The 21392-nt window shown below is 68.6% G+C and carries 20 protein-coding genes; 4 read left to right on the top strand and 16 right to left on the bottom strand.

What is annotated here, in order from left to right:
• Positions 1–9: 9 nt before the first annotated feature.
• From QTI45_RS14625 to QTI45_RS14575, 11 genes are all read right to left on the bottom strand, one after another.
• The gene (locus tag QTI45_RS14625; protein ID WP_286654868.1) at positions 10–1059 is read right to left on the bottom strand and encodes an amidohydrolase family protein; all 1050 of its coding nucleotides are present in this window, start codon (positions 1057–1059) and stop codon (positions 10–12) included.
• Between the two features lie 2 nt (positions 1060–1061).
• Positions 1062–1772 carry an ABC transporter ATP-binding protein gene (locus QTI45_RS14620; RefSeq protein ID WP_286654867.1) on the bottom strand — a complete coding sequence of 237 codons (711 nt, stop codon included), beginning with the start codon at positions 1770–1772 and terminating at the stop codon, positions 1062–1064.
• Positions 1759–2538: an ABC transporter ATP-binding protein gene (locus QTI45_RS14615; RefSeq protein ID WP_286654866.1), complete on the bottom strand. Its 780-nt coding sequence runs from the start codon at positions 2536–2538 to the stop codon at positions 1759–1761. Before QTI45_RS14615 ends, QTI45_RS14620 begins: the two co-directional genes overlap by 14 nt.
• Positions 2535–3524, bottom strand: a complete 990-nt coding sequence (locus QTI45_RS14610) for a branched-chain amino acid ABC transporter permease (RefSeq protein ID WP_286370817.1) — start codon at positions 3522–3524, stop codon at positions 2535–2537. The genes QTI45_RS14615 and QTI45_RS14610 overlap by 4 nt, the downstream gene beginning before the upstream one ends.
• Position 3525: 1 nt before the next feature.
• Complete coding sequence (locus QTI45_RS14605) at positions 3526–4395, bottom strand: branched-chain amino acid ABC transporter permease (protein ID WP_286654865.1); 870 nt, start codon at positions 4393–4395, stop codon at positions 3526–3528.
• A gap of 17 nt (positions 4396–4412) precedes the next feature.
• Positions 4413–5585 (bottom strand): ABC transporter substrate-binding protein, encoded by a 1173-nt coding sequence (locus tag QTI45_RS14600; RefSeq protein WP_353621306.1) that lies wholly within the window; start codon positions 5583–5585, stop codon positions 4413–4415.
• 207 nt (positions 5586–5792) lie between these two features.
• Positions 5793–6704 carry a LysR family transcriptional regulator gene (locus tag QTI45_RS14595; RefSeq protein ID WP_286370819.1) on the bottom strand — a complete coding sequence of 304 codons (912 nt, stop codon included), beginning with the start codon at positions 6702–6704 and terminating at the stop codon, positions 5793–5795.
• A gap of 70 nt (positions 6705–6774) precedes the next feature.
• On the bottom strand, positions 6775–8178 hold the full coding sequence (locus tag QTI45_RS14590) for an MmgE/PrpD family protein (RefSeq protein ID WP_286654864.1): 1404 nt from the start codon (positions 8176–8178) through the stop codon (positions 6775–6777).
• Positions 8179–8210: 32 nt separating this feature from the next.
• The gene (locus QTI45_RS14585; protein WP_286370823.1) at positions 8211–8522 is read right to left on the bottom strand and encodes a DUF4387 domain-containing protein; all 312 of its coding nucleotides are present in this window, start codon (positions 8520–8522) and stop codon (positions 8211–8213) included.
• Positions 8519–9895, bottom strand: a complete 1377-nt coding sequence (locus QTI45_RS14580; protein ID WP_286654863.1) for an acyclic terpene utilization AtuA family protein — start codon at positions 9893–9895, stop codon at positions 8519–8521. Before QTI45_RS14580 ends, QTI45_RS14585 begins: the two co-directional genes overlap by 4 nt.
• A 17-nt stretch (positions 9896–9912) precedes the next feature.
• Positions 9913–11274, bottom strand: a complete 1362-nt coding sequence (locus tag QTI45_RS14575) for an LLM class flavin-dependent oxidoreductase (RefSeq protein WP_286654862.1) — start codon at positions 11272–11274, stop codon at positions 9913–9915.
• A 255-nt stretch (positions 11275–11529) separates the two neighbouring features.
• Here QTI45_RS14575 and QTI45_RS14570 point away from each other — a divergent pair, with 255 nt between their 5' ends.
• The 4 genes from QTI45_RS14570 (at position 11530) to QTI45_RS14555 (ending at position 16142) form a co-directional block, all read left to right on the top strand.
• Positions 11530–12627 carry a flavin reductase gene (locus tag QTI45_RS14570; protein WP_286654861.1) on the top strand — a complete coding sequence of 366 codons (1098 nt, stop codon included), beginning with the start codon at positions 11530–11532 and terminating at the stop codon, positions 12625–12627.
• Between the two features lie 92 nt (positions 12628–12719).
• Positions 12720–14195, top strand: a complete 1476-nt coding sequence (locus QTI45_RS14565) for an aldehyde dehydrogenase (protein ID WP_286654860.1) — start codon at positions 12720–12722, stop codon at positions 14193–14195.
• 24 nt (positions 14196–14219) lie between these two features.
• The gene (locus QTI45_RS14560) at positions 14220–15227 is read left to right on the top strand and encodes a Bug family tripartite tricarboxylate transporter substrate binding protein (protein WP_286654859.1); all 1008 of its coding nucleotides are present in this window, start codon (positions 14220–14222) and stop codon (positions 15225–15227) included.
• A gap of 21 nt (positions 15228–15248) precedes the next feature.
• Positions 15249–16142 (top strand): NAD(P)-dependent oxidoreductase, encoded by an 894-nt coding sequence (locus QTI45_RS14555; RefSeq protein ID WP_286654858.1) that lies wholly within the window; start codon positions 15249–15251, stop codon positions 16140–16142.
• A gap of 15 nt (positions 16143–16157) precedes the next feature.
• On the opposite strand, the gene QTI45_RS14550 is transcribed toward QTI45_RS14555, so the two are convergent.
• From QTI45_RS14550 to QTI45_RS14530, 5 genes are all read right to left on the bottom strand, one after another.
• On the bottom strand, positions 16158–17069 hold the full coding sequence (locus tag QTI45_RS14550) for a LysR substrate-binding domain-containing protein (protein WP_286654857.1): 912 nt from the start codon (positions 17067–17069) through the stop codon (positions 16158–16160).
• Between the two features lie 61 nt (positions 17070–17130).
• On the bottom strand, positions 17131–18114 hold the full coding sequence (locus QTI45_RS14545) for a Bug family tripartite tricarboxylate transporter substrate binding protein (protein WP_286654856.1): 984 nt from the start codon (positions 18112–18114) through the stop codon (positions 17131–17133).
• 37 nt (positions 18115–18151) lie between these two features.
• On the bottom strand, positions 18152–19324 hold the full coding sequence (locus QTI45_RS14540) for an acyl-CoA dehydrogenase family protein (RefSeq protein WP_286654855.1): 1173 nt from the start codon (positions 19322–19324) through the stop codon (positions 18152–18154).
• Positions 19325–19355: 31 nt separating this feature from the next.
• On the bottom strand, positions 19356–20126 hold the full coding sequence (locus tag QTI45_RS14535) for an enoyl-CoA hydratase/isomerase family protein (protein WP_286654854.1): 771 nt from the start codon (positions 20124–20126) through the stop codon (positions 19356–19358).
• Positions 20120–21391, bottom strand: a complete 1272-nt coding sequence (locus QTI45_RS14530) for an acetyl-CoA hydrolase/transferase family protein (RefSeq protein WP_286654853.1) — start codon at positions 21389–21391, stop codon at positions 20120–20122. Before QTI45_RS14530 ends, QTI45_RS14535 begins: the two co-directional genes overlap by 7 nt.
• Position 21392: the final 1 nt, after the last annotated feature.

Raw genomic sequence — 21392 nt, 5'->3', positions numbered from 1 at the left:
GCCAGCGCATCATGCTGCGGCGAGGTCGATGCCGTAGACCCGGACCGCGTTGTCGTGAAAGAGCATCGCCTTGTGCTCCCTGCTCGCGCCGGACGCGATGCGCTTGAGCGCGTTCCAGACCACGCCATAGCTGGCGGAACTGCGATCGACCGGGAAGTTGCTCTCGAACAGGCAGCGCTCGGGCCCGAACAGTTCCAGCACCGGCTCGAAGACCGGTCTCCAGGCCTCGGCCAGTTCGCGTGACGACGGCGGCATCGCCCGGCCGACGAAATCGAAGCCGAACACGGCCGTCCCCAGGCCGCCGAGCTTGACGACGACGTTCGGGCATCCGGCCAGCCGCTTCATCCATGGCAGCCACTCCTGCAGCGCCGCACCCTGCCGCCCCTGGTAGCTGGCCACGCCGAGCAATCCGCCGATGTGATCGAGGACCAGCGGAACGCGCGGGAACGCGCACGCCAGATCGAACACCTCCTGCAGTTGCGTGTGATAGATCCATGCATCGAAGCTCAGGCCCCGCCTTTCCAGGCAGGCATAGCCCTCGCGGAACGCGGCGTCGGCATACAGCTTCGGCATCGGGCGCGGCAGCACGCCATGCCTGAACTCCGCGTGGTAGGCAGCGCTGTTGCGCACGCCCCTGAAACGCCCCGCGCCGGCGGCCACCTGCGCGGCCAGCACTTCGTCGACCGCCTCGCCCAGCCGCAGGTCCGCATAGCCGACGATGGCCGCGGCGACCCGGGTCCGGCGCTGGGCGAGGTTCGCCTGGCGCGCGACGGCCAGCACCGACTCCGTCTCCCCCACCGGCCGCAGCGGCTCCGGGCCGTCGCTGCGGTAGCGCCAGCCGCATTGCACGTAGACCGTGGCGCGGATGTCGTGGCCGGCCACGTCGGCCAGCAGGTCGTCGGGCAGGTAGCCGCCCCAATGCTCGGAAAAGTGATGGTGGGCATCCACCATCGGCAGGTCCGGCTCCAGCGCCTCTTCGCGGCTCGCCGCCAGCCAGGCCGGATCGGCCTGGCGGTGCGCGACCTGCTGCAGTGTCGGGGTCAAGGCCGATTCCGTCATGCTCAGACTCCGAGGTAGGCCTTGCGGATGGAGGGATCATCGAGCAGCTCCGCGCCCTTGCCCGACTTCACGACCTCGCCATGTTCGAGCGCATAGGCGTTGTGGGCGAGCTTCAGCGCCAGCCTCGCGTTCTGCTCGACCAGCACGATCGACATGCCGCCCGCATTGAGCTTGCGGATCGCATCGGCGATTTCCGCCACCACCTTGGGCGCGATGCCGAGCGAGGGCTCGTCGAGCATGAGCAGCCTCGGCCGCGCCATCAGCGCGCGGCCGATCGCGACCATCTGCTGCTCGCCGCCCGAGAGCGAGCCCGCCAGCTGGCTGCGGCGCTCGTGCACGCGCGGAAAGAGCGCATAGACCTGCCGCAGCGATTCCGAACGCTCGCCCGCCGACTTGATGGTGTGCGCACCGACCAGCAGGTTCTCCAGCACGGTCATGCGCCCGAACAGCCGTCTGCCTTCGGGCGACAGCGCGATGCCGCGCTGCACCCGCTGCTCGGGCCCGAGTCCGTGGATCGGCTCGCCGTCGAGGCGGATCGCGCCGCTGCTCATCGGCACGCTGCCCGCGATGGCCTTGAGCGTGCTGCTCTTGCCCGCGCCGTTGGATCCGATCAGCGCGACCAGCTCGCCCCTGTTCACGCGGAAGCTCACCGATCGGACAGCCTCCATCAGCTTGTAGTGCACATGCACTTTCTCGACTTCAAGCATGGGCATAGTCAGGCGCTCCAAGGTAGGCTTCGACGACCGCCGGATTGGCGCGGATCTGCTCGGGGCTGCCCTCGGCGATCTTCTCGCCATGGACCAGCACCACGATGCGCTCGCAGACTTCCATCACGATGGCCATGTGGTGTTCGACCAGCAGCAGCGTCAGCCCCTGCTCTTTCTGCAGCTTGCGCAGCAGCCGCGTCAGCTCGTTGCATTCCTCGTGGTTGAGGCCCGCCGCGGGCTCGTCCATCAGCAGCACCGAGGGCTTGGCCGCGAGCCCGATCGCGATGCCGAGCTTCTTCTGCAGGCCATAGGCCAGCGTGCCCGCCGGCACTTCGCGCCACGCCTGCATGTTCACGATGTCGAGGATCTTGTCGACCTCGCCGGCCAGGGCCTGCGGCGCCAGCAGCCCGTGGGTGCGCCGCATCAGCCGCTGCGGCGCGGAGCCCTCGATGCGCGACAGCAAGGCGAACTCGATGTTCTTCTCGACCGTCTCTTCGGAGAAAGTCGTGGTCGACTGGAAGGTACGGGCCAGGCCTGAGGCGACGATGGCGCTGGGCCGGCGGCCGGTCACGTCCTTGCCGTCGAGCAGCACGCGCCCGCGGGTCGGCGGCAGCACGCCGCTGATGGTGTTGAAGGCAGTGGTCTTGCCGGCGCCGTTGGGCCCGATCAGCCCGACGATCTCGCCGCGCCCGACCTGGAAGGACAGGTCCTTGACCGCCGCCAGTCCGCCGAACTGCTTCGACAGGCCGTGGATCTCCAGCATCGCGCTCATCGGCCGGCTCCTCGTGCGGCCCTGAGGCTCAGCAGCCCGGCGATCCCGCCGGGCAGGAAGCGCAGGATCAGGATCAGCGCGGCGCCATAGAAGATGTGCTGCGTCTGCACCGCGCCGCGAAAGAGCTCGGGCAGCGGCGTCAGCACCAGCGCGCCGAGCATCGGGCCGAACAGCGACTTGCGCCCGCCGATCACGAGCATCGTGATGAACGCCACCGACGCGCTGGTGCCGAAGGACTCGGGCGAGATGAAGCCGACATAGCGCGCGGTCAGCACGCCGCCCAGCGCAGCCAGCATGCTGCCGCCGATGTAGGCGACGACCTGCAGGCGCTGCACGTTCAGGCCGGTCGACTCCGCCAGTGCCGGATTGGCCGCGACCGCCGTCATGGCGCGGCCCAGCGGGCGGGCGAAGAACCAGACCATGAACCCCACCGAGGCGACCGCCAGCGCCAGCGCCAGCGCATAGAAGCGCTCGCGGCTGTCGAAGGCGAAGCCGCCGATGCTCAACGGCGGTATCCCCGCGATGCCGTTGGCGCCGCCGGTGACCGACGCCGCGTCGAGCAGCACCAGCCGCACCAGTTCGGCGAAAGCGAAGGTGACCAGCACGAAGTAGACGCCGCGAAGGCGCAGGATCACCCATCCGAGCGCCCCCGCCAGCAGCGCGCCGGCGACCAGCGACAGCGCGGCCGCGGCGATCGTCCCCAGGCCGAACAGCGTCGAGAACAGGACCGAGCCATAGGCGCCGAGCGCCACCGGTGCCGAATGCCCGAACGACAGCTGCCCGCAGCGGTCGATCAGCGAGAGCCCGTTGACGATCACGATGTTGATGCAGGCGAGGATGGCCAGGTGCAGCACGAACTGTCCCGCCGTCCACGGCCAGGCGGCGGCCACGGCCGCCGCGATGGCGCCGGCGATGGCCAGCTGGCGGCCGCGAGGCATGCCCAAGCCGCGCGGCGCGGCCGCGCGTTCGATGGTTTGAGTCGTCATGTCAGGCCTCCCCCCTGCCGATCAGGCCGCGCGGGAAGGCCAGCATCCCCACCATCACGAGCAGGAAGATCAGCATGTCCGCGGTGCTGGTGCTCAGGAACAGCGTCGAGTAGCTCTCCAGCAGTCCGAGGCTGAGCCCGGCGATGGCGGCGCCGGGAATGCTGCCCAGGCCACCCAGGATGACCACCATGAAGGCCTTCAGCAGCGGCGTCTGGCCCATGAACGGAGACACCGAGAACAGCGGCGCCATCAGCGCGCCGCCGATCGCCGCCAGTCCCACGCCGATGCCGAAGCCGAGCGGGTAGTAGATGCGGGCGCGCACGCCCTGGATGGCGGCGGTCTCCGAGTCCTCCACCACCGCGCGCAGGCCGCGGCCGCCGCGCGAGTGGCGCAGGAACGCATAGAGCAGCAGCAGCACGACGACCGCGAAGCCGACCACGTACACGCGCGAGTTCGCCACCGTGATGCCGAGGATGGTCGTCGCGCCCGACGCGATCGATGGCATCGACACCGGATCGGGGCCGAAGCTCATCAAGGCGACGTTCTGCAGGATCATCGCCAGCCCGATGGTGACGATCATGCCGTTGAGCTCGTCCTTGCGGAACGGCTTCAGGATGAACCACTCGAGCAAGCTGCCGACCACGATCGCCGCCACGAAGCTCAGCGCCACCGAGGGCAGGAACGCAATGCCCAGCCGGGTCGTGAAGAAATAGGCGGCGAACGCGCCCAGCATGTAGAACTCGCCATGCGCGAAGTTCACCATCCGCATCACGCCGAACACCAGCGTGAAGCCCACTGCCATGAGCAGGTAGAGAAGCCCGACGATCAGCCCGTTGACCGTCGCCTGCCCTATCAATAGATGCCAGTCCATGTGGAACCCGGGCCGGATCAGTTGCAGCCTTCGGCGACCGTGCAGCGGGCACGGATCACCTCGACGCCGTTCTTGATCTCGGCGACATAGAAGGGCACCGCGAGCTGGTGATCGACGCCATAGTTCGACTTGCCGGTCCAGTTCAGCTTGCCCAGCACGCCGGGGAAGTCGGCGATCTTCTCCAGCTCGACCCGGACCTTGCCGGAGTCGCTCACCGTGCCGGCCCGGCGCATCGCCTCGAACAGCATGTTCGTGAAGTCGTAGTACGACGGGCTGAAGCCGTTGGGCGCGGTCTTGTACTTCGCGGTGTAGGCATCGACATAGGCCACGGTGGTCTTCAGGCCCGGATCGATCACGGCATGCACGATCATTCCTTCCGCCGCCTCCTTGCCGGCGACGGTCACAAGCTCGGCCGTTGCCGGGCCGCCGGTGCGCACGATCCGGCCCTTGAAGCCCAGCTCGCGCGCCTGCTTGGTGATGAGTCCGGCGGTGCCCGGCGAATTGCCGTCGAGCTCGATGGTGTCGATGCCGCGCGACAGCATGCGCGTGATCAGCGGCACGAAGTCGACGCGGTCGCGCTCGAAGGACTCCTTGACCGCCAGCTCGGCGCCGTTCTTCTTGTAGGCTGCCTCCAGGTCGCGGGCGATGACCTGGCCGGACTCGTCATTGGGGAACAGGCCGCCGGCCTTGCGGACGCCGAGCGTGCGCACCATCCACGAGATCTGCGGCTCCGAGAACTCGTAGGTCGTGACCACCGGGCGGAAGCTGAAGGGCTTCTCGGCGCCCATCGCCTTGTTGGTGAAGCCCAGCGTCGACGTGATGACCTGGTTCTTCTCGGTGATGGGCTGCACGGCCAGCGTCGGCGCCGAGCCGGTGGGGCCGATGATGTACTTGACCTTGTCCTCGAACACCAGCCGGTTGGCGACCGTGACCGCTTCTCCGGCCTGGTACTTGTCGTCGTAGGCGACGACTTCCACGCGGTACTTCTTGCCGCCGACCTCCAGGCCGCCGGCGGCATTCACCTTGTCGGCCGCAAGTTCGGCGGCGTTCTTCATCGCCTGGCCCCAGGCGGCGCCGGGGCCGGACAGCGTGACCAGCGCGCCGATCTTGACTGTTTCCTGTGCCGCCGCTTGCAGCGTGAAAGCACCCAGCACCATGGCGCCGAGGGCGCTGCGAGTCATCAGATTCATGTTGTCTCCAGTGGAAGTTGATTCGCGCCATCGATGACTTTCGATGGGCCACGCACAATTCTCTTGGCGTGCCTCGGAGAAGGACAATCAACAATGCGTATGCATTTATTGCCCGAGTGAATAAGACTGCGCGCATCGCACGAGAGGCACACACGCACGCAGGCCCGCGCCGGCGCGAGGCAACGCGCCGAGCACGCAGCCTGCGGCTCAGACCAGCGGCTCGAACTCGCGGTGGAGGTGGTCGCGGAAACTCTGCACGGCGCTCGTCAGCGCCGTCTTGCGCGCCGTGATGCTGCCGTAGCTGCGCACCGCGCGGAAGTCGGCGATCTCGACGATCGCCCTCGACTCCCTGGCGTTGATCTGCGCCATGGATCGCGGCAGGAAGGTGACGCAGCTGCCGGTATCGATCATGCCCATGAGGGTCGGCAGGGTCGAGGCGGTGCTGGCCTCGAGCACGGCGCCATGGCGCGCGAACTCGCCCGAGAGGCGCTCGCGCAGGCTGGTGTAGCGGTCGAGGAAGATCATGCGATAGGGCAGGATCATCTCGACCACCACGTGCTCCTGCTTGGCCAGCGGGTGCTTGGCCGGCACGACCAGCACCACGTCTTCTTCGGCCAGCGGCTGGAACAAGAGGTGGTCGTAGTCGCCGTCGACCGCCGTGACCCCGATGTCGGCGGTGCCGTCCCCGATGCACTTGAGCAGCATCTCGAAGGGCATGTCGCGCAGCACCACCTGCACGTCGGGGAAGCGCTCGCTGTAGGAGTGGATGATGCGCGGCATGAACGTCGCCGAGATCATCGGCGTGGCCGCGATCACCACGCGGTTCCTCGCCGCCTCCGAGCGGTCGCGGAACTGGTGCAGCACCGCATACAGGCCCGACAGCGCCTCCTCGGCTGCCGCCTTGAGCAGCTTGCCGTCGGCAGTCGCTTCGACGCTGCGCGTGGTGCGTTCGATCAGCTTGACGCGCAGCACGTTCTCGAGCCTCTTCACGCGGCTGGACACCGACGGCTGCGAAACGCACAGCCGCTCCGCCGCGCGGCTGAAGCTGCCTTCCTCGAGGACCACGAGGAAGGTCTCCAGTTCAGGCAGGTGAAAGCGCAGGTGCGGATGGCGACTCAATGGGAACTCGCTGCGAAACGGGATCGCGAGCTTATCGCAAAGGCCTGGGGCCCACGCACGCCGGCCCGCATCAACCGCGCAGCGCCGCGGCGATCGTGCGCACCGGCGTGCCCGGCGTGGCCGACAGCAGCAGGTCCAGCACGCGGGCGACGCGGGCATCCTCGAGGCCGATGCCCGCCGTGCCGCGGAACTTGGCGACGATGTCCTCGCGCGACAAGGCGCGCTCGCCGCTGCCCAGGTTGACCGGCACGCGGCGCGTAAGCACCTCGCCCGAGGCGAGGCGCACCGTCACCGCGCCCGAGAAAAACTTCGGGAACTGCGAGCCCTGTTCCTCGACACACTCGACCCGCTGGGCCATGGCGAGGATCGAGGGATCGCGCAGGCTCTCGTCGTTGAGCTCGGCCAGGCCGAAGCGGCCCCGAAGCAGGCAGGCCGCGACCACGAAAGGGGTGCTGAACTTCGCCTCGTAGTCGCTGCGCGGAAGCTTCTTCGCCGCGGCCGGCTCGGCGACGATCGGAATCGTGGCGGCCGGCAGCTCGCAGCGGATCGCCTGGACCTGCGACGGGTCGCGGATCAGCGCATGCAGCTGCAGGGCCGCTTCGGCGCAGCCGTGAATGAAGTGGCAGACCGGGTATGGCTTGATGGCCGTGTCGAGGATGGTCCAGCGGCTGCCCAGGCCTTCGGCGATCGAAGCCATGTCGACCTCGTTCGCATGCGCCTGCATGTGGGTCTCGAAGAAGCCGAAGCGGCCCTCGTAGGGCCGCTGGGGCGCCGCGAACCCATGCTGCACCATGTGCGCCGCCGTGATGCCGGCCAGGGCGCCCCAGCCCGGATGCATGCGCTTGGTCCAGGCGCCGTTCTCCAGGAAGACCTGAACGCCCGAGGCCGTGCTCGCGGCGATGCCCTGCGCATCGACCAGCTGTTCGGCGCGCAGGCCCAGCAGCTTGCCGGCGACGACGGCGGCGCTGAAGTGCGACAGCAGCCCCGTGGCGTGGAAACCCGCGTGATGGAAGCCGCCGTTCACCGATTGCCCCAGGCGGATGCAGGTTTCCATGCCGGCAACGTAGGCGGCCACCAGCTCGCCCCAGTTCGTGCCGGTGGCCTCGCCGACGGCCAGCGCCGTGGGAAGGCAGGCCACGGTCGGATGCACGATGCTCGCCGGATGGGTGTCATCGAAATCCAGGCCGTGCATCAGGAAGCCGTTGGCCATGGCCGCATCGCGCGGCGCCAGGCGGCGATTGCTGCCGATGACCGTGCCCTCGCCGACGCCGGCCGCGGCCGCGATGCCCGCCAGTCCGGGCGCAGCGAACGGGAACTGGTGGGAGGCGAAGGCCAGGCCGATGCCGTCGACGATGTGATGGACCGACTTGGTCCAGACCGCTTCGGGCACCTCGGAGGCGGTGAGGCCGGCGGCAAAGTCAGCCAGGGCCGAGGCGATGTTTCCGACCTGGGAAGAAGTGTTGGATGTGTTCATGGGCGGTTGAAGATTCTGAGCTTGTTCGCGCTTCACAGCGGCACCTCGATGTCGAGCAGCGGCGCATGCTGCTGCGCCCCGTAGACGTCGGTATCGCCCACCGCCCCGGACGCGATCCGGCGTGCGATGGTGGCCTTCCATGCCAGGGCGGGAGGGTACTCCGTGAACAGCACCGACTCGACCGGCACGCGGTAGAGGTGCGCGATGAGCGCCGGGGTGATCACGCCCGTTGCGCGCACGCGATCGAAGAGCTGCGCATCATCGAACATGATGTCGAGCGTGATGTGGAACGGGCCCGCGTTCTTGCTCTTGCAGGCCTTGGCGATGTCTTTGAGACGGGTCATGCGGATCCTCGGACTTGCTCGTACTCGATCGGAAACATGCACAGCGGATCTTCGATCTCGATCACGTGCTGCAGCATGAACTCGTAGATGGCGCCGCGCTCGATGTCGGACGGCGAGAACGGAAACGCCATGTTCCCTTCCCTGCACATGCGCCCCGGGAAGTCCGAGTGCAGCAGCGTCACACGCGCGAGCGACAGCGCGGCATTGGCGATCTCCTGGGTGGCGGCCACGACCTCCGCGATGATCGCGAGCTCCACCGGCTTCGCATCCCGGGTCGGCTCCCATGCGCCCATGACCCCGTCGCGGCCGTAGACCCGCAGCACCAGCCGGTAGTCTTCCGGCGCGATGTCCAGCGCGCCGACCTTGGTCGCCGTCGAGCCGCGGACGAACTCCAGGAAACTGTCGATCTGGCCGATCAGCCCCGGGTCGCGGGTCGCCGCGATGGCCATCGCGCTGAAGCCCACGCGCCGCGCGCCCTCGAGCTTGACGGAGTAGGCGGCCGGCTTCCATTCCATGCCGCTGACCCGCACCACGCGATCGTTCACCGCCTCGATCCGGCAGTTCGTCGAATCGACGACGCCGCCCGGCTCGTAGCGGATCACCGGGCTGGCGTTCTCGTGCAGGGCCTGCACGGCGACCGACATCGGCGTGCATCGCAGCTCCGGATTGAGCGGTTCGGCCTCGACGAAGTCCTCGCCCACCGTGACCAGGAGGCAGTCGTGCTTCTTCGGGATCGCCGCATTGCACGCGCATTCGAGCATCTTGCCGGCGTACCAGGCCGGTGCCGGCGGCAGGCCGTGGTGCATCGCCAGCGCCACCCAGGGCGCCGGGTCCGTGCCGCGGCCGCCGAGGATGACCTGCGCGCCGGCCGCCAGCGCTTCGCGATAGGGCTCGGGCCCCATCATGCCGACGATGCGTTCGGCGCCCGCGATGTCCTGCGGCCGCAGCGCGGGCGCATTGCCGAGCGCCCGCACCTTGCCGGCCTCCAGCTGCTCCAGCAGGAAGCCCTTGTCCTGCTCCGCGTGGATCAGCGCCATCTTGAAGTCCAGGCGGTGTTCGCGCGCCACCTCGCGAATGATGTCGGCACAGGCTTGCAGGTGGGGCTCGCCGCCCGCGCCGCCACAGGTGCCGACCATCATCGGGATGCCATTGCGGAGGGCCCCGCGCAGCAGCAGCGACAGGTCGCGCTTCATCGCCAGGCGGGAGTTGAGCGTCTTGCCCGAGCCCAGGTAGTGCGGGCCGGGGTCGGAGCTGCCGCCGTCGACACCGATCATGTGCGGCTTGCGCGCCAGCGCGGCCTCGAGTGAGCTCTCGGGGAAGCCATAGCCCAGGATGCCGCTGGCCGACATCATCCGTACCGTCTTTTCTGTCATGGGATTTCTCGCCGCCATCAGCCGACCCGCCGCCAGTCGCCGGCGCGGGGGCGTGCGATGCCGAGGTTCTCGCGCAGCGTCGCACCCGCGTAGTCCTTGCGGAACAGGCCGCGCTTCTGCAGCTCCGGGACGACCAGGCGGACGATGTCCTCGTAGGTTCCCGGCACCTCGGTGGCCGAGAGCACGAAGCCGTCGCAGGCGCTCTCGAACCACTCCTGCATCTGGTCGGCCACCTGCGCGCCGGTGCCCACGAAGCAGGGCCCGTCGTTGAGCGTGCCGCGGCCCGAGGCCTCGACGAAGTCGCGCACCGAAGGATTCTTCTTGCCGCTGACGTGCACCACCTTGTCGCGCAGGCTCTGCCAGGACACAGCCGCCAGCTCGGCGTCGGTGAAGGGCTCGTCGTAGGGCCGTCCCGAGAAATCGATGTTCAGCGTCTCGCCGATCATCGTCAGCCCGTCGATCGGGCGCGAGAGGCTGGCGATCAGGTCGCGCTTCTCGCGCGCCAGGCTCTCCGTCTCGGCCACGATGATCTTGAGTTCGGGCGCGATGCGCACCGAGGCCGGGTCGCGGCCCGCGCTCGCGATGCCGTCCTTGAGCGCCTTGTACTGCTTCTTGCCGTTTTCGAGCGTCGGGTACTTGGCGAACACCAGTTCGGCCCAGCGCGATGCGAATGCGAGGCCGCGGCCGCTCTGGCCGGCCTGCAGGATCACGGGATGGCCTTGCTGCGAGCGCGGCACCGACAGCGGGCCGCGCGACTTGAAGAAGCGGCCCTGATGGTCGAGCCGGCTCACCTTGTCGGGGTCCGCGAAGCGGCCGGTCGACTTGTCCGAGACGATCGCTCCGTCCTGCCAGGTGTCCCAGTGGCCCATGACGACCTCCATGAACTCGTCGGCGCGGTCGTAGCGCAGATCGTGCTCCAGATGCTCCGAATGGCCGAAGTTCGCGGCCTCGGAATCGTTCATCGAGGTGACCACGTTCCACGCCACGCGGCCCTTCGTCATGAGGTCGAGCGTGGCGTAGAGCCGCGCGACGTGGAAGGGCTCGTAGTAGGTCGTGGAGTAGGTCGCGCCGAGGCCGAGCCTCGAGGTCGCCATGGCCATCGCCATCAGCACCGAGGTCGGCTCGAGCTTGATCGCCCGCACGCCCTGCGCCACGGTCTCGCGATGGCTGTCGCCGTAGATGTCGGGCATGGCCAGCCGGTCGTCGAAGAAGGCCATGTCGAACTTGCCCTCTTCCAGCGTGCGGGCGATGCGCTGGTAGTACTCGGGCGAAAGGTAGTCCGTCATGCTCGACGGATGGCGCCACGAGCCGGCGTAGTTGGTGCAGTTCTGGGCCTGCATGAATGCAATGAGCGTCATCTGACGTGCGGTGGTGTTCATCGAGCAGCTTTCCTTTGAGCGAAGAGTTCGTCCCCTGTAGCAGGTGCGATCGAGTATTCGTTCGGCCCTGCCGGACGGTCAATTTCTGCGCTGTGATGAACCTATAGCCGCCGCGAATAATTCGCCGCCGCGGCGCCCGCCGTTCACTCATTGCCGCAGCGTATAGATCCATTGACGCTGGCGATTTGTGAGGCGCAGACCCCCTTCCTAAACTGCCCTTCATTCAAGCGAACCACGTCATTCAGGAGACTCAAGATGGACTTCGACAGCCGACAACTTCGCCAGGTGCTGGGCGCCTTTCCGACCGGCGTGACGGTCGTGACCACCATCGACGACGCCGGCAAGCCCTACGGCGTGACCGCCAATTCGTTCAGCTCGGTGTCGCTGGACCCGCCGCTGATCCTGTGGAGCCAGTCGATGAAGTCGACCAGCCACCATGCCTTCCGCGACGCCGAGCGCTTCGTGGTCAACATCATGGCGGACGACCAGGTGCACGTGGCCAACCAGTTCGCGAAGTCCGGCGACGACAAGTTCAGCGGCATCGCGGTGCGCCCGGGTCTGGGCGGCGTTCCGATCATCGACGGCAGCGCCGCCTACCTGGAGTGCGTCAAGGTGGCCGCCTATCCGGGCGGCGACCACACCGTGTTCATCGGCCAGGTGGAGCACATCGACCGCGCGCCGCGCGACTCGCTCGCCTTCGGCGATGGCCGCTACAAGGTCACCTTCGCCCATGACCTCGGCGGCCGCGTCGCCGGTGTCGAAGGCGCCTCCACCCTGCCGGCGCTGGAGGCGGTCCGGCTCGCCAGCGCCGCCCTGCCCCAGATCTGCGAGGAGATCGGGCAACGGACGCTGGGGCTGGCCGTCTGGGGCAGCCACGGCCCCACCATCGTTCGTTGGGAAGCGTCGCAGCATCCGGTCAGCCCCCACTTGCAGACCGGCGTGGTCGTGAGCCTCACGCAGTCCGCCACCGGGCGTGCCTTCGCCGCCTTCATGGACGCAGATTCAATCGCGGCGGCCGTGGCGCGCGAACTGGAGAGCCGGGCGGTCTCGGGCGACCCCGACAACGGACGGCTGGCGTGCAGCATCGCCGAGAGCCGCGAGCATGGCATCGCCCGCGCGGTGGGCGCGGCGCCCTCGCAGCGCCACCAGGTCATCGTGAACGCCTTCAGCGCACCGGTGTTCGACGCCAGCGGGCAGATGGTGCTGGCCCTGTCCACCACCTGCCGCGCCGACCTGCTCGCGCCGGAGTGGGACGGCCCGGTGCCGGCCGCGCTGCTGCAGGCCGCCCGCAAGCTGTCGGCCCGCCTCGGTCATTCGCCGGTCCGGCGAGGGACCTGTCTTCCGACTAATTGAATGACGTTTTTCATATTGGACTGCACGAAGGCAGCGCCCCTAGAGTACCGCCCACATCGCGGGCATCGAGACCCCTTGAAGGAGACACAGGAATGAAGAAGCACAAGCTCTACATCGACGGCCGCTACGTCGAGCCGACCAGCGGCCGCTCGCTGCCGAGCGTGAACCCCTACACCGGCCAGGTGTGGGCCGAGATTCCCGATGCCGGCGTCGCCGATGTCGAGGCCGCGGTGGCCGCCGCCGAGCGCGCGTACCGCGACACCTGGCGCCGGACCTCCGGCGTGGCGCGCGCCGCGATGATGCTGAAGCTCGCCGGCCTGATCGAATCGCATGCGCAAAGAATGGGGATCATCGAGAGCACCGACAACGGCAAGATCGTGCGCGAGACCCAGCCGCAGATGAAGTGGGTGGGCCGCCAGCTGCGCTTCTTCGCCGGCTACGCGGACAAGCTCTTCGGCCAGCACATTCCGCTCGACCAACAGGACACGCTCGACTACCTGGTGCACGAGCCCTACGGCGTGGTGGCCCTCATCACCGCCTGGAACTCGCCGCTCGCCCTGCTGGCCAACAAGCTGGCGCCCGCGCTGGCGGCGGGCAACTGCGTGGTGGTGAAGCCGTCGGAGCATGCGTCGGTCTCGACCCTGGAGTTCGCCGCGCTGGTCGAAGAGGCCGGTTTTCCTCCCGGCGTCTTCAACGTCGTCACCGGCGGCGCCGAGACCGGCCGCGCGCTGGTCGATGCGCGCGGCGTCGCCCGCGTGAGCTTCACGGGCAGCCCCGGCGTGGGCCGCGAGATCGCGGCGGCGGCCGGACGCAGGCTGGTGCCGGTGACACTCGAACTCGGCGGCAAGTCGCCGAACATCGTGTTCGACGACGCCGATGTCGGCAAGGCAGTGGTCGGCGCATTGGCCGGCATCTTCGGCGCCACCGGCCAGACCTGCGTGGCCGGCTCGCGGCTGCTGGTGCAGCGCGGCGTGTACGACGAGGTCGTGCGGCGGGTGGCCGAGCGGGCGGCCCTGATCCGCATGGGCGACCCGACCGACCCGGCCACCGAGATGGGCACGGTCGCGAACGAGCCGCAGTTCCGGCGCATCCTGGGCGCGATCGAAGGTGCCAAGGCCTCCGGCGCCAGGCTGGTGACGGGCGGCGCCCGTGCGGTCGGCGCGAATCTGGACAGCGGCTATTTCATCCAGCCGACCGTCTTCGCCGACGTGAGCAATCGCAGCGAGCTGGCGCAGGAAGAAATCTTCGGCCCGGTGCTGGCGATCATTCCCTTCGACACCGAGGCCGAGGCCATCGCCATGGCCAACGACAGCCGCTTCGGCCTGGCCGCGGGCATCTGGTCGAACGACCTCTCGCGCGTGATGCGCGTGAGCCGCGAGATCCAGGCCGGCTCGATCTGGGTGAACACCTACCGCGCCGTCGCCGCGCAGGCGCCGTTCGGCGGCTTCAAGGAGTCGGGCATCGGGCGCGAGCGCGGCGAAGCCGGGCTGCGCGAATACCTGACGACCAAGAACGTGATGATCGATTTCTCGAACGCCGAGCGCGATCCTTTCGCCATCAAGAGCTGACGACAAGCACAACCGGAGACAAGCATGCAGAAGACCCACTCCACCGGCCGGGCCAAGGCTCGCGTCTCGCTGGCACGCCGCGCCGTGCTGCTGATGTGCGCGAGCTGCGCCATGAGCGGCGCCTGGGCGCAGGACTACCCGTCGCGCCCGATCAAGCTGGTCGTGCCCTTTCCGCCGGGCGGCTCGGTCGACACCGTGGCCCGGGCGCTGGCGCCGCAGCTGCAGGCCCAGCTGGGCCAGCCGATCGTGATCGAGAACCGCGCGGGGGCGAACAGCGTGCTCGGCGCCCAGTCCGTGAAGCGCGCGCCGGCGGACGGCTACACCATCCTCCTGAATGCCTCGCTGCAGGTGGTGAATCCGCTGATCATGACCACCACCACCTACGATCCCGAGAAGGATTTCAAGCCCATCACCTACCTGGGCGCCCTGCCCCAGCTGGTGCTGGTGTCCAGCGCCAGCCGCTACACCGACCTGCAGAGCCTGCTGGCCGATGCCCGCAAGCGCCCGGGCGAAGTCCAGTGGGCGACCGCGGCCTACGGCGCCGGCGGCCACCTGGCGGCCGAGTTGCTGAAGGTCAAGGCCAAGGTCGACATGCCCATGATTCCGTACAAGGGCGGCGCGCCGGCACTCAACGACCTGATGGGCATGCAGGTCGCCGCGATGATCGAGCCGATGGCCTCGGCCTATCCCCAGGTCAAGGGCGGAAGGCTGCGCGCGCTGGCGGTCACCACGCCGAAGCGCCTGCCGGGCCTGCCCGATCTCCCGACCGTCGCGGAAAGCGGCTTTCCCGGTTTCGACATGCCGAGCTGGTATGGCGTCTGGGCGCCGGCGGGAACGCCGCAGGAGATCGTCGACAAGCTCAACGCGGAGATCAGGACCGCGATGCAGGCCCCCGCGGTCGCGTCGAAGCTGTCGAGCATGTTCTTCCAGCCCGTGCTGTCTTCACCCTCGGAATTCGCTGCCTTCGTCGCGAAGGAGCTGGCCATGGACAAGGAGATCGTGGCAACGGCAAGGATCAAGCTGGACGATTGATCGACAACAGGAAAGACTCGAATGACTCAAATCAAGACAATCGGCTTCGTGGGCCTCGGCGTGATGGGTGAACACATGTGCGCGAACCTCGTGCGCAAGTCCGGCTTGCCCGTGCACATCTTCGATCGCTCGCCCGAGGCCATCGCGCGCGTCGCCGAGGCCGGCGGCATCGCCGCGCCATCGCTCGAAGCCGTCGGTGCGGCGGCCGATGTGGTGTTCCTGTCGCTGCCGTCGATCGACCAGGTCGAGACGGTGTGCGAGAGCCTCCTGCAGGCCGCGCCCGCGCCGCGGATGATCGTCGACATGAGCACCAGCGATGTGGCGCGAACGCGTGCGCTCGCCGCCAGGCTGGCGACGGCAGGCATCGCCTTCGTCGATGCGCCCGTGGCCCGCACGCGGGAAGCGGCGGTGCAAGGCACGCTCTTCATCACCGTCGGCGGCGACGCGGGCGAGGTGGAGGCCATTCGCGGCTTCCTCGCGTGCATGGGCAGCGACGTGCTGCATTGCGGCGCGGTCGGCTGCGGCCAGATCGTGAAGATCCTCAACAACATCACGGTGATGATGACGGTGAACGCGCTGTCCGAGGTGCTGACGATCGGCCGCCGGGCCGGTGTCGATGGCCGGGAACTCTTCAATGCCTTGTCGCAGGGTTCCGCCGACAGCTTCGTGCTGCGCAACCACGGCCTCAAGTCGCTCGTGCCGGACAGCTTTCCGGAGAAGGTGTTCCCGGTCGACTATGCGATCAAGGATGCCGCTCTGGCGCTTTCGCTCGCGCGCGCCGGCGGCTTCGAGCCGCACATCGCCACCTACACGCACGACATGCTGTGCAAGACCCGCGATGCCGGCTTCGCACCCAACTACCATCCCGCGGTGATCCAGCTGATCGACGGGCGCGCCGGCGCTCGCCGGGGCTGAAGCACCGGGCGGGACTCAACCGGGCGGCGGCTCGGTCCCGAGCGATTCGATCAGCGGCGCCACCAGCTGCCCGATGACCGCGAGCGTCAGCTCCGACGCATGGCGCTCGCTCCAGATCATCTCGAGCCGGACTTGGCCGACGGCGGGCAGCACGTCCCGGAAGCGCACGCCGGGGTAGGCGCTGTGCCGGTAGGAGCGCGGCACCAGTGCGATGCCGAAGCCCGCCCGCACCATCTGGAAGATGGTCATCGGATTCCTGGCGCTGTGCTTGACGACCGGGCTGAAGCCGGCCGCCGCACAGGAGGCGATGACGGCATCGAAGACGGTCGGCGCGTGCTCCCTCGACAGCGCCACCATCGGCTCGTCCGCCAGATCGGCCAGGCTCAGGTCGGCACGCTCGGCCTGCGGGTGGCCGACGGGCAGCACCACCGACAGGCCCTCGCTGAAGACCTGCTTGCGGCCGACGTTCATGCGCTCGGGCTTGACGTGGGCGATGCCGATGTCGAGCGCCCCCTGCGACACCGCCCGCACCTGGTCGTCCGACTGCATGTCGCTGACCAAGACCTCGACGTTCGGGAAATGCGTCCGCATCAGCTCCTGGAACTTCGGCATCACGCTGAAGAGGCCGGAGGTGGCGACGCCCAGGCGGATGCTGCCGGCGTTGGTCTGGCTGGCCCGCACCGCGGAGTTGACGGCCGAGCGGAACTGGTCGAGCAGCAGCCGGCTCTCCCTCAGGAAGACGACGCCCGCATCCGACAGGCGGACGGTGCGGCGGTCGCGCACCAGCAGCGTCACGCCCATCTCCTCTTCGAGCGCCTTGATCTGCTGGGACAAGGGAGGCTGCGAGATATGCAGGCGGGCGGCGGCGCGACTGAAGCTGAGTTCTTCGGCCACCATGACGAAGTAGCGCAGTTGCTTGAGGTCCATCGGGCGCTGATGTTACTTCGCACGCCCACGGGCGCCGCAGGCGCTTCGGGGGTGTCGCGCCCTAGTCGACCTTGGCCCCGGAGAACTTCACCACCTCGCCCCACTTCACGATGTCGTCCTTGATGACCGTAACGAAGCGCTCCGGCGTGCCGCCCAGCGGCGTGTAGCCCATCTGCTCGATCTTGTCCCTGAAGGCCGGCGTGTTCAGCGCTCCGTTCATGGCGCTGTTGATGCGCTGCACGATGTCGGCCGGCGTGCCCTTGGGCGCCAGCAGGCCGAACCATGTCTCGGACACGAGGCTGGGATGGCCGAGCTCCTTGGTGGTCGGCACCGTGGGCATGGCGACCGATCGCTTGTCCGACATCACGGCCAGCGGGCGCAGCTTGTCGTCCTTCACGAAGGGCGCCGCGGCCGCGACGCCCGGAAAGGCGAGCTGCAGGCGATCGCCCAGCAAGTCGGTGAAGACCGCACCGGGCGAGGTGTAGGGCACATGCACCATGAAGACGCCGACGGTCTTCTTGTACAGCTCGCCGGACAGGTGATAGGAGCTGCCGCTGCCGGTCGAGCCGAAGTTGAGCTGGCCCGGGTTCTTCTTCGCATACGCCGTGAGCTCGGCCAGGCTCTTCACCGGCAGCGAGGGATTGACCACGACGACGTTCGGCAGCGAGCCCACCAGCACCACCGGGTCGAAGTCCTTCAGCGGATGGAAAGGCTTGGCGTCGTACAAGGTCACGGCCGAGACCACGCTGCCGGTCCAGCCCATCAGCAAGGTGTAGCCGTCGGCCGGCGACTTGGCGACCAGGGTGCCGCCGAGGTTGCCATTGGCGCCCGGGCGGTTCTCGACCACGACCGACTGGCCGACCGCCTTGCCGAGTTCGTCCGCGATCAGCCGGGCCAGCGGATCGGCGCTGCCGCCGGGCGCCGCCGGAACCACGATGCGCACCGGCTTCGTCGGCCACGACTGCGCCAGCGCCGGCGCGGCCAGCCCCGCCAGCAGGGCCATCGCTGCCGCCTGCACGATCCGCTTTCCAGATATTGAACGCATGCTTGTCTCCTTTTTTTCGAATTCCGATGAGGGCCGGTCAGTAGGACTTCGGCAGGCCGAGCACGCGCTCGGCGATGTGGCTCAGGATCATCTCGGCGCTCACCGGAGCGATGCGCGGGATCATGATCTCGCGCAGGTAGCGCTCGACGTGGAACTCCTTCGAATAGCCCATGCCGCCGTGAGTGAGGATGGCGCGCTCGCAGGCCCGGAAGCCGGCCTCGGCGGCGTAGTACTTGGCGGCGTTCGCCTCGGCGCCGCAGTCCTTGCCGTTGTCGTAGAGCCAGGCCGCCTTCATCGTGAGCAGCTGCGCGGCCTCCAGCTCCACCCAGTTGGCCGCCAGCGGATGCTGGATCGACTGGTTCTGGCCGATCGGGCGATCGAACACCACGCGCTCGCGCGCATAGGCGGCCGCCTTCTGCAGCGCGATGCGGCCGACGCCGACCGCTTCCGCCGCCAGCAGCACGCGCTCGGGATTCATGCCGTGCAGGATGTACTTGAAGCCCTGGCCCTCCTCGCCGATGCGGTCCTCCACCGGGATCTCGAGGCCGTCGATGAAGAGCTCGTTGGAATCCACGCACTTGCGGCCCATCTTCTCGATCAGGCGGACGTCGATCCGGCTGCGGTCGAGGTCGGTGTAGAACAGCGACAGCCCCGACGAACTCTTGCCCGGCGGCAGGTCCTCGATCGGCGTGGTGCGCGCGAGCAGCATGATCTTGTCGGCCACCTGCGCGGTCGAGATCCAGACCTTCTGCCCGTGCACGACGTACTTGTCGCCCTGGCGCACCGCCCGCGTCTTCAGGCGGGTGGTGTTCAGGCCGGTGTTCGGCTCGGTCACGCCGAAGCAGGCCTTGACCTCGCCCCTGGCGATCGGCGGCAGCATGCGCTGCTTCTGCGCGGGCGTGCCGAAGACGGCGATCGGCATCAGGCCGAAGATGTTGATGTGGACGCTGGAGCAGCCGCTGAGGCAGGCGCCGGACTCGGCCACGGCCTGCATCATGATGCAGGCTTCCTGCACGCCCAGGCCAGCACCGCCGTAAGCCTCGGGGATCGCGAGGCCCAGCCAGCCGGCCTCGGCCATCGCGTCATAGAACGCGTGCGGGAACACGCCGTCGGTGTCGCGCTCGCGCCAGTAGCTCTCCGGAAAGTGCGCGCAGAGGCCCTTGACGGCCTCGCGGATGGATTCCTGTTCGGGGGTGAGTTCGAAGTTCATGGGGCAGTTCGCTGAAGGCGGTTCTCGGGATTCATCGGCCGGTCCATCGCGGGGTCCGCTTTTCGGCGAAGGCCTTCGGGCCTTCCTGCGCGTCATCGCTCAGGTACACGCCCTCGAACAGATGGCGGGCCGCGCGCAAGGCGGCCGAGCGGCCCATCTCGGTCGACAGGTAGACCAGTTCGCGCGCGGCCTTGACCGTCAGCGGCGCGTTGGCGGCGATGGTGCGGGCCAGCTCCAGCGCGCGCTCGCGCAGCCGGTCCATCGGCACGACGTCGTTCACGAAGCCCAGTGCCATCGCGCGCTGGGCCGACATCGGCTGGCCGGTCAGCAGGAGCTCCATCATCACGCGCTGCGGCAGCATGTGCGCCAGCGGTGCCGCCCAGGGCATGCCGCGGCCGACCTTGGCCTCGGTGATGCCGAAGCGCGCGTGCTCCGCGGCGACGCAGAGGTCGCACATCTGCGCGAACAGGAAGCCTCCCGCGTAGGCCACGCCGTTGACCGCGGCGATCATCGGCTTGCCCACATGCTCGACATCGCCGAGCACCGGCAGCATGTCGCGCGGCGGCACCTTGAGCCCCGTGGCCGCGGCTTCCTTGAGGTCCATGCCGGCGCAGAAGGCCTGCTCGCCGCTGCCGGTCAGGATGCCGACGCGCACTGCGTCGTCGTCCTCGATCGCCCGCCATGCGCGCCGCAGGCCGTCGACCACGCCGCGGTTGATCGCGTTGCGCTGCGCCGGCCGGTTGATCGTGACGACGGCGATGCAGCCGTCGACCACTTCGTAGTCGACTTCCGGATTCAGCATGCGATCCCCCAGGTTTCGCGCGCTTCACGCATGAGCGCGTCGCGATGCTCCGGCGCCGCGATGCCCACCATGGCCTTGACGCGTTCGCGCAGGCCCAGCCCACGCAGGCGCGCGATGCCGTGCTCGGTCGCGATCACGTCGACGTCGCTGCGCGCGGTGGTCACGGGGCCGGAGAGGCGGCTCACGATCTTGCTGTCGCCCTTCTTGCCGGCCGCAGCGAGCGCCACGATGGACACGCCGCCTTCGGACTGCACCGCCGCCCGCACGAAGTCGACCTGGCCGCCCACCGCGCCGATGTAGTCGGCGCCGATGGCCTCGGCATTCACTTGGCCCGTGAGGTCGACCTCGAGTGCCGAATTGACCGACACCAGCTTCTTCACCCGCGCCAGGGTCGACGCGTGGTGCGTGTAGCGGGTCGGGCACAGGCGCAGCTGCGGGTTGTCGTGGGCGAAGCGGTAGAGCCTTCGCGTGCCGAACAGGACGCCGCTCACGCTCACGCCCGCATCCAGGCCCTTGTGCGCGTTGGTCAGGGCGCCGCTCTCCATCAGGTCGACCAGCGAGTCGCCGACCATGCCGGAGTGCACGCCGAGATCGCGCCGGTCGGCCAGCAGCGAGACGATCGCCTCGGGCACGGCGCCGATGCCCATCTGCAGCGTGGCGCGGTCGGGGATCAGCCCGGCGACATGGGCCGCGATGCGGCGTTCGAGTTCGCCGAACTTCGCCGGGGGCAGCTCGAGCGGCGTGCGGTCGCTGTGGACCGCCACCGTGATCTCGCCGGGCTGCAGCGGCGCGTCGCACGGTGTCCACGGCACCTGGCTGCTGACCTCGGCGATGACCACGCGGGCGCGCGCGATGGCGCTGCGCAGGTAGTCGTTCACCAGGCCGAAGCTGTGTTCGCCGCGCGCGTTGGGCGGGCTCACCAGCAGCATGACCACATCGGTGCGGATGTGGCCCTTGCCGATCAGGTCGGCGACAGCCGAGATGTGGCAGGGCACGGGGTCGAGCACGCCCGCGCTCGACAGCTTGCGCAGGCTGCCGATGCCGCCGATGCCCTTGAAGCGCAGGTGGTCCGCATGCTCGGGCTGGAAGGTGCCCGAGAAGCCCGAGCCGAAGAAGAGTCCCGCGCCGCTGTAGCCGCGGCGCTGCTCGACGAGCCGCTCCGTGAGGCTCAGGGGTTCGCCGGTGCCCTGCCCGAACACGATGCCGTCGCCCGGCCGGATGTACTTCGCCAGGTCGAGGTCGGCCAAGGATTCGATGCGCGCCATC

The organism is Variovorax saccharolyticus, from assembly GCF_030316765.1.
In the GTDB taxonomy this organism is placed as follows: Bacteria; Pseudomonadota; Gammaproteobacteria; order Burkholderiales; family Burkholderiaceae_C; genus Variovorax; species Variovorax saccharolyticus.
This window is presented reverse-complemented; position numbering and strand designations above follow the sequence as displayed.